At 51.3% G+C, this 15562-nt stretch carries 12 protein-coding genes; 6 read left to right on the forward strand and 6 right to left on the reverse strand.

Annotated features, from left to right (window positions below; genetic code table 11):
• Nucleotides 1-28 precede the first annotated feature (28 nt).
• Nucleotides 29-871, forward strand: a complete 843-nt coding sequence (locus tag OIM03_00695; protein HJI72799.1) for an IS3 family transposase — start codon at nucleotides 29-31, stop codon at nucleotides 869-871.
• 243 nt (nucleotides 872-1114) lie between these two features.
• Here OIM03_00695 and OIM03_00700 read toward each other — a convergent pair whose 3' ends face one another.
• Entirely contained in the window at nucleotides 1115-2749 is a 1635-nt protein-coding gene (locus OIM03_00700) for an NAD-dependent malic enzyme (GenBank protein ID HJI72800.1), read from the reverse strand.
• Between the two features lie 456 nt (nucleotides 2750-3205).
• On the opposite strand from OIM03_00700, the gene OIM03_00705 reads away from it, so the two are divergent.
• The 5 genes from OIM03_00705 (at nucleotide 3206) to OIM03_00725 (ending at nucleotide 8785) form a co-directional block, all read left to right on the forward strand.
• Nucleotides 3206-3685 (forward strand): MarR family winged helix-turn-helix transcriptional regulator, encoded by a 480-nt coding sequence (locus OIM03_00705; GenBank protein ID HJI72801.1) that lies wholly within the window; start codon nucleotides 3206-3208, stop codon nucleotides 3683-3685.
• A gap of 14 nt (nucleotides 3686-3699) precedes the next feature.
• Nucleotides 3700-5430: an ABC transporter ATP-binding protein/permease gene (locus OIM03_00710; protein ID HJI72802.1), complete on the forward strand. Its 1731-nt coding sequence runs from the start codon at nucleotides 3700-3702 to the stop codon at nucleotides 5428-5430.
• Nucleotides 5420-7258, forward strand: a complete 1839-nt coding sequence (locus OIM03_00715) for an ABC transporter ATP-binding protein/permease (protein ID HJI72803.1) — start codon at nucleotides 5420-5422, stop codon at nucleotides 7256-7258. Before OIM03_00710 ends, OIM03_00715 begins: the two co-directional genes overlap by 11 nt.
• A gap of 539 nt (nucleotides 7259-7797) precedes the next feature.
• Nucleotides 7798-8124 carry a cupin domain-containing protein gene (locus tag OIM03_00720; GenBank protein HJI72804.1) on the forward strand — a complete coding sequence of 109 codons (327 nt, stop codon included), beginning with the start codon at nucleotides 7798-7800 and terminating at the stop codon, nucleotides 8122-8124.
• 73 nt (nucleotides 8125-8197) lie between these two features.
• Complete coding sequence (locus OIM03_00725) at nucleotides 8198-8785, forward strand: TetR/AcrR family transcriptional regulator C-terminal domain-containing protein (GenBank protein ID HJI72805.1); 588 nt, start codon at nucleotides 8198-8200, stop codon at nucleotides 8783-8785.
• 226 nt (nucleotides 8786-9011) lie between these two features.
• Here the strand turns inward: OIM03_00725 and OIM03_00730 are convergent, their stop codons facing one another.
• The 5 genes from OIM03_00730 to OIM03_00750 all read right to left on the reverse strand — a co-directional run bounded on the left by OIM03_00730 (nucleotide 9012) and on the right by OIM03_00750 (nucleotide 15504).
• Nucleotides 9012-10829 carry a phosphoethanolamine transferase gene (locus OIM03_00730; GenBank protein ID HJI72806.1) on the reverse strand — a complete coding sequence of 606 codons (1818 nt, stop codon included), beginning with the start codon at nucleotides 10827-10829 and terminating at the stop codon, nucleotides 9012-9014.
• A gap of 1033 nt (nucleotides 10830-11862) precedes the next feature.
• Nucleotides 11863-12759, reverse strand: a complete 897-nt coding sequence (locus tag OIM03_00735; protein ID HJI72807.1) for an oxaloacetate decarboxylase — start codon at nucleotides 12757-12759, stop codon at nucleotides 11863-11865.
• A 482-nt stretch (nucleotides 12760-13241) separates the two neighbouring features.
• A complete protein-coding gene (locus OIM03_00740; protein HJI72808.1) occupies nucleotides 13242-13952 on the reverse strand; it encodes a hypothetical protein in 711 nt (236 codons plus the stop codon).
• 43 nt (nucleotides 13953-13995) lie between these two features.
• The gene (locus tag OIM03_00745) at nucleotides 13996-14775 is read right to left on the reverse strand and encodes a helix-turn-helix domain-containing protein (GenBank protein ID HJI72809.1); all 780 of its coding nucleotides are present in this window, start codon (nucleotides 14773-14775) and stop codon (nucleotides 13996-13998) included.
• 9 nt (nucleotides 14776-14784) lie between these two features.
• Complete coding sequence (locus tag OIM03_00750; protein HJI72810.1) at nucleotides 14785-15504, reverse strand: hypothetical protein; 720 nt, start codon at nucleotides 15502-15504, stop codon at nucleotides 14785-14787.
• Between the last annotated feature and the right edge of the window lie 58 nt (nucleotides 15505-15562).

Raw genomic sequence — 15562 nt, forward strand, 5'->3', positions numbered from 1 at the left:
AGAAGTCCATGAAGAAACCAACATCTCCATAGAAAGTCTCTGCCGACTCTCAAAGGTCTCCCGGGCAGCTTATTACGGATGGCTGAATCATATTAAGAGCGGCCGTGAACTGCTGAGAGAAAAGGTCGCACAGGAGGTCATGAAAACCCATCAGGAATATCCGGATATGGGATACCGCCGGATTAACGATTGGATCAAGAAGGATGACAACATCAATATAAATGTAAGCGACAGTCTGGTTCTTCGTATCATGCGGATACTTAATATTAAGTCCGTGATCAAGTACAAGACCGATGGTTGCACTCGTAACGCAAAGGATCCAAAGTACATTTTTGAAAACCTGCTGAACCGTGACTTTGATGCCGGCGTGTCCAATGCAAGATGGATGACGGATGTCACTGAATTCAAGTACACAACTGCTGATGGAGTTTTGCACAAGTTATATTTAAGCGCGATTATTGACGGCCATGATCGCCGGATTGTCTCTTATGTCATCGGCGACAGGAACAATACTGCACTGGCTTTTGAGACAATGGAAAAGGCACTTAAAGAGAATCCTGGAGAACATCCAATGATTCATACCGACCGCGGATTCCAGTATACAAGCAACGGATTCCATAAGATTGTTGAAAAAGCAGGACTGGTTCACAGCATGTCCCGTGTAGGCTGCTGTGCAGACAACGGTCTGATGGAAGGGTTCTGGGGAATGCTGAAGCGCGAACGTTACTACACACGTAAATTCACCAGCCGTAAAGCAGTGGTAAGCATGATCAACGGCTACATCTACTTCTACAACAACAAACGCATTCAGCGCAAATTACATCTTTTAGCTCCAATGGAAGTATTCAACGCAGCTCCAATGGCTGCATGATTAAGATTAAAGTACGATTAGATTTTTTATGATATTTATTTGTCTGTATTAACAAATCCGCACCACTTCTCCTCCCGGAGCAAGGTCAAAGGCATTCTTCCCCGCCGGGGCAGGTCAAAACCTTCCGCATCGGGGAAAGTGGCTATGATCATTATCGAAAGTCAAACTTCTCATCCACGCAAAAAGGCTATGACGAAATGATTGCACATTTCGTCACAGCCTCTTTTATTATTTTATTTCATTTTATTTTGTATATTCAGCGTCCCACATGACGTCTTCTACGGCTTTCTTGACGTCGGTGACGGGGATCCTGTTCAGGCCCTGTTTGACGGCGCAGGCAGCGACGGCTTCTGCGACGGCCTTAGTGAATTCGCAGATGCGGGAGACCGGCGGAAGGACGGCTTCGCCTGGCTGCTCTGGATGGATGAAATGAATCGGCACGTGAGCGGCAGCGGAAATCATTTCACGGGATACGCGGCTGGCACCGACGGCGATGCTGCCAAGGCCGAGGCCCGGGTAGATCAGCGCATTGTTTGCCTGACCGATTTTATAGGAAACGCCTTTGTAATTGACCGGATCGGCCGGGATGCCGGTAGCAATCAGGGCTCTTCCGTCAGACCATTCAATGAGGTGCTGCGCGGTGGCTTCGGCGAGTTCTGTCGGGTTGCTCAACGGGAAGATCATCGGGCGGTCGCACCAGGATGCCATGCCTCTGACGATTTTTTCAGTGAATGTGCCAGGTGCTGTCGATGTGCCGACGAGAATGGTCGGGTGGATGGCTTCGACGGCAGCTTCCAGTGTCGTAAGAGCTTCCGGATGTTCAAATTCCGAACGCTTCCTTGCAAACGGTTTCTGTTCCGGAGCGAGGTCCTTCATGTCGTCGAAGAGGAGGCCCTGTTTATCTACCATGTAGAATCTGGACCGGGCTTCTTCTTCGGAGAGGCCTTCATCCATCATTTCTCTCCAGATCCTTGTCACGATACCGCAGCCGGCAGTCCCTGCACCGAAGCACATGTAGACCTGATCGGTCAGCTTCTTTCCGCTGATGTGCATAGCGCCGATGAGGCCGGCCAGTGTGATGATGCCGGTGCCCTGACGGTCGTCATTGAATACCGGGTAGTCGTTGATATATTTTTCAAGGATTTCAGCGGCATGCTCTCTTCCGAAATCTTCGAAATGGAGGTATACACCGGGGAATTCATTTTCCACAGCCTTCACGAAACGGTCGACGAACGCATCATAGGATGCATCGCGGACACGCGGATGACGGTTGCCAAGGTACATCGGATCATTCAGAAGTTCTTTTCTGTCTGTACCGCAGTCAAGGACGACCGGGAGGACCGTAGACGGATCGAGCCCGGCAGCCGCAGTATAGACCATCAATTTCCCGATGGAAATATCCACGCCGTTGACGCCCCAGTCGCCGATCCCCAGGATGGCTTCTGCGTCAGTCACGACGATGAGTTTTATCTTTCTGCCTTCAGCAGCTTTCTTCAGCGTCTCTTCGATCTCTTCCGGATGATCGATGGACAGGAAAGCGGCGTACTGTGGTTTCACGTACTTATCACTGTACGTTTCAATGCTTTCCGCAATAACCGGATCATAAACAACCGGCATCCACTCTGCCACATGCTTCTTGAATGCGTGGAAGAAGAGCGTGCGGTTGTCATTGAAAATTTCCATCAGGTAACGTCTCTTCTCAATGCCAGGATGCTCGCTCTTGTACTGTGCATACACACGATCCGACTGCTGATCGATCGTCTCCACAGCCGGCGGCAGAAGTCCTGTCAGCCCATTCTCTTTTCTTTCTTCCAGTGTAAAGGCAGTTCCTTTATTCATAAAGGGATCCTGCAGCAAATCATAACCGGTTTTTTTCATTTCCTGCACTCCTATCTACAAAAATCAAATAGAACAAAATTGAAAACATAACTCGGCGGGTCGTATCCCTACATTCACGGAGATTTGCCTGCTTTTCCCTTCTCTACCCATAGTATATCACCATTGTTAAGGATGCCTAAATCAGTGGGATATCCGATAAAATCTGAGTTTTCTCATTTTTCACCACTTATTTGTATTTTTTATTATTCACAGGTTTTATAAGTACTTATATTATGCTGCTATAGTTCGATAACAAACATTTTGGATGTCTTTGTTTTTAAATAAATAGCAAATCTTCTTTTTAGAATCGTATGGAAAAGGAAATAAATGAAATCATTTGCTTTGATTTTATGGCAGAGAAAAAGGGCCGCAGGCCAGTCCTCCCCTTGCCAATAGTCCGAATCCGTACTATAATCATAATACGATTTCGGATTTTAAATGTTGCAGGAGGTTTTTATGAAGAATGCACGTCATACAATGCAGCGGCTTGTGATCGCTTTGAATAATGTGGATAAGATTTATTACTATGACACGGCGAAGATCGGGGTGACGGAGTCGCTTCTCTGGCTTCTTTATGCGCTGGATAACGGGGAGGCTCATTCGCAGCGGGAGATCTGCGCAGAGTGGGGATTTCCCAAGACGACTTTGAACACGACAATCAAGCAGGCAGAAGCGGCGGGGTATGTCGAGATGCGGCCGATTCCCGGGAAGCGGCGCGAGATGCATGTGTACCTGACGGAGGAAGGCAGGGCCTATGCACATCGTGTGCTCTCCCCTGTCTACAAGGCGGAGGAGCAGGCGCTGTCTGAGACGGTGGAAAAGTATTCCGGCGAATTCATCGAAGCGATCGAGTATTTCTCTTCCCGTCTGAAGTCTGCTTTCCAGGAGCAGGTGGATGCCAGTTATCCATGTGCTAAGAACAGCCAGAAGAAGTAACGGAAGGTGTCTGTATGAAAACTTTATTTCATTTCCTGAAGCCGTACAGGATGCTCTGCGTCCTGACGCTTCTTGTGATGCTGATGGAGGTCACGGGGACGCTCTACATCCCTACGCTTGTCGCGGATATGATCAATATCGGGGTGGGCAGCAAGGATATGGATTATGTCCTGGACAAGGGCGCAATCATGCTCGTGACGGCAATCCTGACGGAGACGGGCGCGCTTCTGGGCGTCTTTCTCTGCGCGCGTCTCTCCTCCCGCCTTTCCCGGGATATCCGGAATGCGCTTTATGACAAGTCCCTTTCGTTTTCCGCCTATGACTTCGAGCACTTCGGGACGAGTTCCATGATTACGAGGACGCTGACGGATGTGAGTGTCGTGCAGCAGGCTTTCGTCTGGTCTGTGCAGATGATCCTCCCCGTCCCTGCCATCTGTCTTCTGGGCGTCATCATGTCGTTCTCGATCAACCGCCACATGGGTCTTCTCATGGTTTTCGTCACGGCAGTCATCCTGGCCGGGGCTTTCTTCATCACGAGGAGCGCTTCTTCCATTTTTGAAAAGATGCAGGGCTTCCTCGACCGCATCAATGAGATTCTCCGTGAAAATATCACAGGCGTGCGCGTCATCCGTGCTTTCAACAAAGAGCGCTATGAGGAGCACCGCATGCGCCGTTCCTTTGAGGACTACGCCGCCGCTGCCATCCGCGCGAACGGGCTCTTCTTTGCGCTGGAGAGCATGGCAATCTTCATCATGAATGTTTCCATCGTCGCTATCCTCTGGCTCGGCAGCAATCAGGTCGGGACCGGCGGCATGGAAATCGGGGACATCACGGCCGTCACGGAGTACGCGATCCTCATCCTTTTCTACATCATCATGGCCCAGATGGTCATCATCCTCCTGCCAAGGGCGAATGTCTGCATGAAGCGAATTTCGGCTGTCCTTTCGCATGAGCCGGAAATCACGGACGGCAGGAAGAGCCTTTCCCCTTCCTATTCTCAGGAAATCTGCCGTTTCGATGATGTGGATTTCCAGTTCCCCGGCGCCGACGAAGCGACACTGACGGGTCTTTCCTTCTCCATCCGCCGCGGGGAAACGACGGCGATCATCGGGAGTACCGGAAGCGGGAAATCAACAATTGCCAAGCTCCTTCTCCGTTTCCATGACGTCACGAAGGGATCCATCACGGTGGACGGCGAAGATATCCGCAGCATTACGCAGGAAGCGCTGCGCAGCCGGATTTCCTATGTCCCGCAAGCCTCGTGGCTCTTCTCGGGGACGATTGCCAGCAATCTCCGCTATGGCTGCGAGAACGCTTCAGAAGAGGACATGCGCCGCGCGCTCATGCTTGCGCAGGCCGGTTTCGTCTTCGATCTGCCGGAGGGTCTTTCCGCTCCTGTTTCCCAGGGCGGGACGAATTTCTCCGGCGGCCAGCGGCAGCGTCTTGCCATCGCCCGCGCGCTGATGAAGAAGGCGGATCTGTACATTTTCGACGACAGCTTCTCTGCGCTTGATTTCAAGACAGATGCGGCGCTCCGTCATGCCCTTTCCAGGGAAATGAAGGACAGCGCGGTCCTCATCATCGCCCAGCGCGTGAACACGATTGCGCATGCGGACCAGATCATCGTGCTCGAGCATGGCAGGACGGTCGGCATCGGCCGCCATGAAGAGCTGCTGAGGACCTGCCCTGTCTACCGGACGATCGTCGAATCCCAGACGAAGGGAGGCGGTCTCCATGGACTCTGATGCCACGGAAAAGAGCCAGCAGGAATCATCGCTGGCTTATGAAATCAGCTACGAAAAGCCGAAGTCCGCCCGCCAGACGCTACGGCGGCTCTGGAAGACGTCCGAAGCGGCGCATGGCCGTTTCCTTCTCGTCTTCCTTTCCGTCCTCTGCTACACGGGCCTCATGATTGCCGCCCCCTGGTACAGCGCGGGCATCGTGAACCAGATCTGGGAAAACATCAAGGCGTCCCGCTCCATCGGTGAAGCTTTCACCATTTCCTGGCAGCAGGGCGGGGAGGAAATCCTGATCCTTCTCCCCCTTTACCTGGGCGCCTGGGTCTTCTATACCTTCCAGTCCTACGCCATGCTCACCTTTGCCGAGAAGCTGAATCTGTCGCTCCGCACATCGCTTTCGGAAAAGCTTTCCCGCCTGCCCCTTTCGTACTACGACAAGAACAGGACAGGGAGCACGCTCAGCCGTTTCACAAACGACCTGGATAAAATGTCCGAAGTCCTCCAGAACGGCATCCTCGACCTTTTCCAGTCCATCGGCATGGTCATCGGTTCAGCGGTCATGATGACATATTTCCACGCAGGGCTGACCGCCATCTTCCTTGGATTCATCCTCCTTTCCGTCCTCGTCACCCGCTATTTCTCAGGGAAAACGATGGACCGGGCTAGCCTCCGCCAGCAGGCCATGGGGCATGTGACCGGGCTCGTCGAGGAATACTACAGCGGAAGGACCATCATCCAGTCGTTCAATCAGGGAAAGAGAAGCGCAGACGAAGTCCACGCGGCCAATGAGGAACTCGCCAAAACGGCGGAGAAGACTGACTTCGTCATCAATGCGATCAATCCCATCATCCAGTTCGTGAATCAGATCGGCCAGGCCGCCATCGCCCTCTTTGCGACGAAGCTCCTGATCGACGGTACACTCTCCGTCGGCGTATTCCAGGCCTTTTTCCAGTACGTCAACCAGTCCTCCCAGCCATTGACCGAAGCGTCCTACGTCGTGAATTCCATGCAGTCCGCCCTCGCTTCTGCCGAGCGCGTCTATGCCCTTCTCGACGAAGAGGAAATGACGCCGGAGCCTGCGCATCCCCGCATGCTGCCACGCGCCAGGGGCAAGGTCGAATTCAGGAACGTCCGCTTCGGCTACACGAAGGATCGCGAGCTGATGAAGGATATCTGCTTCACCGTCAGCCCGGGGCAGAAGGTCGCCATCGTCGGCGAAACGGGCGCGGGAAAGACGACGCTGATCAATCTCCTCATGCGTTTCTATGATATAGACGGAGGAGAAATCCTCCTCGATGATGTCGACACCTATGCGATGACAAGGAAGGAACTCCGGGATAACTTCGGCATGGTCCTGCAGGACACATGGCTCTTCGAAGGGACGATTGCGGAAAACATCGCCTACGGCAAGCCCAATGCTTCGAAGGAGGAAATCATTCATGCTGCGAAAGCCGCCCGCGTCGATTTCTTCGTCCACACCATGCCGAAGGGCTACGACACCATCCTTGAGACGGACAGCGAAACCATTTCCACCGGGCAGCGGCAGCTCCTCACAATCGCCCGCTGCATCCTCCGGGATCCCGCTGTCCTCATCCTCGATGAAGCGACATCCAGTGTCGATACGAGGACGGAAATAGAAATCAACAGGGCCATGACGTCCCTCATGAAGAACCGCACCACCTTCGTCATCGCCCACCGCCTCTCCACCATCGTCGACGCTGACCTCATCCTCGTCATGGACCACGGCAGCATCGTCGAACAGGGCACCCACAAAGAGCTCCTCGAAAAGCACGGCGCCTACGCAGACCTCTACAACAGCCAGTTTGAGGGGTAGAGGAACGTGGAAATGAAAGCCACACAACCAGCCTGCGGCTGAGGAGATGAACTTCACTCGTCGGCTCCGCCGCCACCTTCCTCTACGAGGCAAGGTCAAACACCCTTAAACCAGCCTGCGGCTGAAAAACACCATATGACCGAGCTTCGCTCGTGGTAATCAACCCTATCCGCCCGGCATATGAATTTGAGGCCGGGCACCTTCCCTGTCTGGGAAGGCGAGTGTTAGCGGCGCTTGGGAAATCACGTCTCCCAGCCCTTTTTATGCGAGTTTCACTAAATTCATGCCTCAAGGGTTCTTTACAAAAGTGCTTATTTATAAAGTATATTGTCATTTAGCAGTTTTTATCTATCGCACAATGCTTTTCTTGCCGATATAATGAATGCATACAAACAGTTAATGGAAAATACAAGTTCCAGAGAATACGGAATGATTGCCAGCTTACCTTATTTCCTGACTACATGTCATTGAGCTATATTTGCCAGTATTCTAACTTTTTCGCCGACTTATTGTAATTATTTGAGAGAGGAGAACTAACAATGAGCAAGTTTTTTGCAGATATTATTGACAAGGTTCCGTCCAGAAATTACGGAATCGAAGGCTTAACGGTTCATGTGGATCATACCTCTACTGGAACGGTATATTTTGTTAGTGCCGAAAAGGATGTTGCATTTCCGGAGCATAGTCATGCTGCGCAATGGACTGTTGTTGTCAGCGGGAAATGCATTTTCACTGCGAATGGTGAAACGAAGGAATATCACCAGGGCGACACATACTTTATTCCTGCCGGCCTGAAGCATCAGATTACCCTTTGCGCCGGCTATTCAGAAGTTGACTATGTTGATGATCCCCAAGATGGTGAATAATCGAATCGCTTCCTAAAGAAAATACAGGCCCTCCTTTGTCCAAAATAGTGTATGATGGACAAAGGAGGGCCTTATGATTATCAGAAAAACGACAAAGGAAATTTTTGCAGAATCCCTTCAGGAACTTTCACTGAACAAAAGCGTTGATAAAATCACCATAAAGGAAATTGCACAAAATTGTGGTATGACCGCTACGACATTTTACAATCATTTTTCCGACAAATATGAACTGCTGGCATGGATTTATAATACGGCCATTGATCCATATTATGGAAAACTTGGTGACGGCGTGTCCTGGCGTGAGTGTGTACGACAAAGCTCTTTGATCTTGCTGGGAAACCGGGAGTTCTATCGTAATGCTTTAAAGAACACTATTGGGCAAACTTCTTTCCGTTATGCCACGAATAACTATGCTGTCGATTTATTGATGGAGCGTATTCGTCTATTAACCAGTTCTGTGGATATTCCTGAAGAAGTTCAGTTTTATGTGCGGTTTTACATGAGAGCCATATCCGAATCAATCAATGATTGGTTTTTGAAAGGGGAAAAAATCCCTCTGGAAGAGTTCACGGATTTACTGGTACATGGGATGCCTATGGTTTTACGAGACTGCAAGGATAAACATGGGAATTTTATATTCAGGGATGATTCCAGCCAATAATTTGTCCACCCTGCCGTAATATTTATTGCCGTAATATTTATTATAGAACCTCTTATCTGGGAGAAACGCTTGAGCCGCAATACCCGGACGGCTGCTTTGCGCACTGCACCCGTCTGGGAAGGTGAGTGTTAGCAACACTGGGAAGTTACGCTCCCATCCACGCAAAAAGTCCGTAGAAATGAATGCACATTTCTACGGACTTTTTTATATTTCCTATTTCCTATTTCTATTTCTTCAAAAATGGATCGTCGGAGATTTTGTACTTGCCTTCTACGGTTCTTGCATTGTCCATGTTGAGGCTGTACTTCGGCGAGGAGAAGTCGTATGCCGGGTTGTAGTAGTTTGTCTTTGCATCCCAGATGCCGGTGACGGTGTCGAAGGCGAGGTCGTTGGTGAAGACCTGGTGTTCATGGGATTTCAGTGTCTGCATGAGGCCCGGGTGGGCTGCCTGGTAGGATGGCGAGAGGTAGACGAAGAACGGGATATGGACCATGTCGTAGTAGAACGGGGACGCTGTGTGGTAGTGTTCCATATTCTCGCCGTGGTCGGAGAAGTAGACCATGGTCTGGAGGTTCAGGTTCTTCTTCGCGTATTCGAAGATGTCGCGGATGACTTCGTCGCTGTAAGCAATCGTCAGGTCGTAGTCATGGTACGGGTCACTGGCCGGGATGCCGAGTTCGTCTCTCTTGTCGATCGGAACGCGGGCAAGGTACGTGTAATGGCTGCCGTCGATATTGATGAAGATGACGCGTTTCTTGGCTGGCGGAAGTTCCTTCAGAACCTCGAGGGTGTAGCCGTCGTAATTCTTTTCCCAGTAGGAGCCGTCGGAGCGTTCAGCGATCATGGTGACACCGGCGCTAGAGAGGGAGCTTCTGTTGTGGAAGGAAATCCAGTCGGTGCGGTAGCCGGCTGCTTTGGCTACGTCGACCATGCTGACGACGTCAGCGAAGGATTTGTCATTGTACTGGTTGGCCGATGTCATGGCATAGGAAAGGGACATCAGCGTATTCGGGAAGTTCGAGTATGCCATGTAGCCCAGAGCGAAGTCCGGTGTATTGGCCATGGAAGAGAGCCACGGTGTCGTGTTTTCCGGATAGGACGGGTTGAATACTTTCATGTGGTCGCGGTTCGCGCTTTCGCCGATGATGACGATGTGCGTGCCTTCGGTAATGCCTGCGCCGGGATCGGTGAAAGTCATTTTCTTCACATTCTTATCCAGGTTGTCCGTCAGTTTCTGGAGCAGCTGGAATTCGCTTCCCTTGCTGTCCATCGTGCGGACGATGGTGAGCGGGAATACGTGGATAATCTGACGGTAGAAGCCGCCGAAGAAAAGGACGAAAATGACGCCAAGGCCGATGAGGTATCCCTTGGACGTGCCGCGGAGCGGAGATTTCATGCCGCGGGCTGCCTTTACCATCGAATGGACAAAGGTAAAGGAAACGGCAAGGACAAAGAGGAAGGCGACGATTGCGCCAATGATTCTGGCAGGCGAGCCCATTGTGGCCAGGAAATCATGGATTTCCTTCATATGGGTGGAACGGACAGCCATCATGGCGAACATGTCCATTTCCCCGCCAAAGAGGATGTAATAGCCGATATAGATAAAGGGGCAGATTGTCATGAAGAAGACGAAAAGGCCCGCAATGATTTCCCAGGGGAAACGGAGCTTCGGCAGGCGCTGATTGATTTTCTCCGTGATCGTCAGGTAAACGTAAGGAAGCCCGAAAGCCACGCCGCCCAGCACATAGTAATCGCCGAGGTGTTTCTTTTCAGGAAGCGACGCGAACCCGTACGCCCAGGTGAAAGTCGCCATCCAGAGGATCGGCAGCACCGCCGCCCACGGGAAAAACTTCTTCAGGAACGCTTTATCAAAGACAGAGAAAAGGCCCAGGGAAACAATGAGGAAAACCAGAACCCCCACGCCCAGACGCGGCTGGACGTAGCTTCGAAGGTCCGGGAAATCCCCGCCCAGATGAAGGATCAGCGCAATCAAGAGCGACAGTCCCGCCGTCCAGGCTAATGACGGAAGAATGACTTTTTTCATACAATACCTCGCAATATATTTCGTGAATTCAAGAATTGTTCATGTTTTCGTAAAACTTCCTTATTATATCATGAAAAATAAAACTCACGTAATAATCATGCGAAAGATGCATAAGCTGGCAACTATATGAAGGATTGATTAGAAGATGATGGGAGGATGGTGAGGGTATTTTAGACTCGCCTTCCCAGACGGGGAAGGGTGTATGGTATGGGATGGGGTACGAAAGGTCTAAAACAAATCAGATTTGAAACCTTTTCTTTATTCCTTGTGAAGCTGCCTCCTTAGGAGGAAGTGGCCATTATACCAATGATTGCATATGAAATCATGGAAGTGTTTGCAGTATTTCATAATGGCCGAAAGAGGTGCAGTAATAAGTAAAGCATATTCCTTTCGCGGCGGATAGGGTTGATTACCTCGGACGAAGTCCGGTTGTGTTGTTCTCTTCAAGCGCAGCTTGGTTGGCATGTTTTCCTTTTGCGAAGCAAGGGAAGGTTAACACCCTTAAACCTCGCTGCGCTCGAGGAACTGCTCTATCCACTTCAAGCTTAGCGAGGTTGTTTGGTTTTGCATTTAATCTTCCGCTTCTAATCCTACACAAGTGAAAATCAGGTATTCCCGGGAAGTGGAATACCTGATTTTCATTTGCTGCTTTATCTCCTTGGAGTGGATAAGGGAGAAGCAGTTTATAGATACGGCGGATTGCCGCGGGGGGCTGGATGCTTCTGGCAAACCCAGTATATAAGATAATGTTTCTTTATTTGCCGCCCCAGCCGGATTTGAGGAGGCCGCTGGAGCCTTTCATCATATCCTCCGTCCCCTTTGTTCCTATTATAAAGGTTATCATTGTCATTTCCGTTCCCCCGGCTTGAAATGGCGGTTTTGGGGCAAGAAAAGTCGCGAAGTAAAACGGTCATGAAACAGGCTTCCGTCTTCATACGCAAAGCATTCCCACGCAAAAATGGAGTCCTCGATGGGATCCATTTTTGCTTTTCACTCTATATTCTTTTCCTTATATATACTCACTTATATATACTCAGTCGTCTCTGTCTACTTTGTATTTTCTTTCATATTCTTTGTAGGTGTCGAGGCCGATCATGCTGTTGAACTGGGAGAATTCGATCATGCGGTCCAGGCTCTTTTCTGTGGTGCCGTCTTTGGCAAGATTGCCGAAGAGGTCGTAGAGGGCTTTGGAGATCGTGTAGACGGCGCTGCAGGCCCAGAATACGAGGGAGAAGCCCATCTGCTCAAGTTCCTTGGCCGGGATGAGGGGTGTCTTGCCGCCTTCGATCATGTTGGCTACGAGGTAGGCGCCGCTGCCGGAGAGTTCTTTGGCGAATTTCTCGAGTTCTTCTCTGGTGCCGATGCCGTCGGCGAAGCAGATTTCTGCGCCTGCATCGATATAGCGTTTTGTTCTTTCGATGGCGTCGTCGATGCCGTAGACGGCGCGGCTGTCGGTGCGGGACATGATCATGGTTTCTTTATCAAAGCGTGCGTCGACGGCGGCGCGGATTTTCTGTGCGTGTTCTTCGGCGGAGATGACCTGCTTGCCATCCATGTGGCCGCAGCGTTTCGGCCATGCCTGGTCTTCGAAGAAAATGCAGGCAGCACCGGCCTGTTCGAACATCTGCTCTGTGCGGATGACGTTCAGTGCATTGCCGTAGCCGGTGTCGCCGTCGGCAACGACGGGAAGGTCGGTGGCGTTGCAGATGCCGGTCAGCTGTTCAGCCATTTCCGTACAGGACAGGAAACCGACATCCGGCTGTCCCAGGCGGGATGCGGAGACGGAGTAGCCGCCCATGGTGAGGGCTTTGATGCCTGCATAGGCTGCGATCTTGGCGGACAGTGCGTCGCCAATGCCCGGTGCAACGATGATTTCTCCGGATTTAAGCATGTTTCTGAATGCGATTCTTTTTTCTGTAGCTGTTTTCATAGTAAGATCCTCCTCAGGGAAAAGACAAAATGGTTAATGGACTTGGACGATCAAATCATATGTCCCCGAGGGGACTCGGTTCCTTCTGCCTGTCATGCCCTGCCTCCTAATAAAAAACTCCCGCGCAGAAAAAATCCTGCACGGGAGGCGCATGCGCGCGGTACCACTCTCACTTATTTCTCACCTGCTAAAGCGGATGCCTAACAAAAAAGCCCTTGTCCCATCGGACAAGGGCGCTTATGCGCGGTACCACCCTGCTTTGTAGCTTGGTTATCCTTAACGCGGATCGACGCTTCGCCTACTTTATTCGGCTCTGAGCTCACGGGCGACACGCTTCCTCTTCCATACCGGTTCCCACCTGCCCGGCTCTCTGTGATTTCGGAAAGAAACTTATTCCCAGTCATCGCTTATATTGGCGTTATTATAGTCTGATTCTTATCCCTTTGTCAAGAAATCTATGATGCATTTCCTGATGACGGGATTTATTTCAGACACCGGAGTACTTCGGCAAATGGAATCTCTGCGACGTTTCCGTCCGGATTCACCAATTCGAAGTCGAAAACGTCCATGTACGGGGAGAAATTCAGCCGTCGTCCGCTTGCAAGGGCGAGGCTGAGTTTTGTGATGCATGGCTTCTGGTCCTTGAATATGTCGAAGTCATCGTCATCCTCGTCTTTTCCTTCACGATCCATGACCCAGTATCCTGTGATCGTATCACCTTTGACGCTGCCCAAAAGCTTGCGGATATCAAAGCTTTCATATCTTTCGCGTTTTTTCGCATAGACGGAAGGCTCGGCGGAATCGACGGCGATATAGAGATCTTCATCTTCGAAATAGACTTCGAGCGTCCCCTTGTCCGTCACGACGAATATTCTTTCATAGAGCTCATAAGAGCCAAGGCCCATGGTGCATTCGGGATTATTCAGGTACGACCTGATGAGCGCCTCATGCGCTTCGTCTCCATCGGAATAAAGGTCCGCCGCTTCCCAGGTTAGGGGCTTGCCAAACCCGTGCAGGTAATCTTCAGGAGCGGCAATCGCTTCGATTTTAGCGCCGACGAGATCGGCTGCTTTCATGAATCCGCGAAGGTCTCTTCCCCTGCGGATCCGAAGCGCTTCCCATTTGCCAAAGGTGAAATCATCTTCTATTAAAATACCCTGCTTCTCAGCAAAATCAGAAATCGCTTTCTTCATAAGGACTCCTTTAAATTTTTGTAGTTGCGCTCGGGGATTTCCTTTATATCCCCTTCATGGCTTCTTTCATTTTGTTCGGGAGGGCCTGGCCGAAGAGTCTTTCCATGGCACTTCGGGTCACTAGCCATACGCGGCCGGATTTTTTTCTTTCTTCTTCGTGCATTCGGGCGTTCATGTGGCCGGCGCCGCCTGCGGCGCTCCTGACGACTCCGCTGTCTCTGTTCCAGATGTCGGCGCCTTCTACGGTGGAGAAGACGAGGAGGAGCGGGTTCACGGCGTACGCTTTGCCTTCTTCTCCTTTATAAGCGCGTTCTGCTGCGGATTTCTGGAGGAGCCAGACGTTGCCGGAGTGTCTGGTTTCGCCTTGTTTCAGGGGGCTTTCAAGGCCTGCACTTTCGCAGTCTTTTTCTATGGTCTTGGCCGGGATGCCGTAGAGTTTCCCTGCTTCCTGGGCTGTCATGACTTCTTCCAGGGGGTCGAAGGAAAGGGCAAAGGGCGTGCCTTCTTCGTTCATGTATTCGCTCTGGAAGGCAAAGTACCCTTCTTTCATGGCAGCAAGGGCTGCGCCTGCGGGGAGGCGGCGGCCGTTTTTGTATTCGCGGAGGGCCGCCCTGCTCTTGGCTTCGTTGTCCAGGATGGAGACGAATTTCTCACTGCCCTCTTCGATTTCTTCGCCCTTCATTTCGAAGGTGTCGCTGGTAAAGACAATGACGGGGCCGGAGACGAGGATGGTGCCTTCTTTTGGTCTTTCGCCTTTGAGGTAGGCTTCATAGCAGGATTCAGCCGCTTCCTGCGAGAGGTTTCTTACTCGGATGTCTGCCATGATGCCTCCTTACCTGGTGCCTTGCAGGATGTGTTCCCTGGCAAAGGTAACGGCTTCGTTCATGATGCCCTGTCTCGCGTCGCGGACTTCTGCGGCTTCGCCTCTGGCGTCGTGCTGGAGGATTTTTCCGTTTTCATCGTAGAGTGTGAGTGAAAGGATCTTGGCCTGGTTATTGGCCATGTTTGCCTTGACCTGGCTGATCTGGGAAGCGATGCCTTTTTCTGCCGGGACGTAGTCGTTTTTCAGCCAGAATATGGCGTAGTCTCCGTCATAGGAAATGTGGCTCTTGTCGATGGAGACGCGGCTGCCGGCGCTGGCGCCCATGCCGGTGCGGTAAATAGTGACCCATTCGGCGTTGGCGAGCTGCGGGATCGGGTAAGCAACGTACTGCATGTAGAGGCTGGAAATGAGGGAGCCTTCTTTGAGCGGGAGGAAGTGACCTGCGAGTTTGTCTGCCGGGACTTCGTCGATGACTTTCCCATTTCCATCAAGGCGTTTCAGGGAAAGGAACTGGTATGTCATGTCCTTCTTATTGAACTGGATCGTCATTTCGGTGCCGTCTGTCGGCCTTACAGTGAGGACGGGCGTATTTCCCTCTGCCTTGCAGGAGTCGGTGTCGATCATGCGGCCCTGGTAGCCTGCGACTTCGATCCAGTTTTCCGCAAAAGCGGCGGGTGCGGAGAGGAGGAGCGCAGAGGCGAGCGCTGCAGCGGTCAGTAATTTCTTCATATGTTTTCCTTTCTATACCTTATATAAGGGATGGAAAAGACGCCTTCCATCAGAAAAG

The sequence above is a fragment of the Veillonellaceae bacterium genome (genome assembly GCA_025992895.1).
Classification (GTDB): Bacteria; Bacillota; Negativicutes; order Veillonellales; family Dialisteraceae; genus Dialister.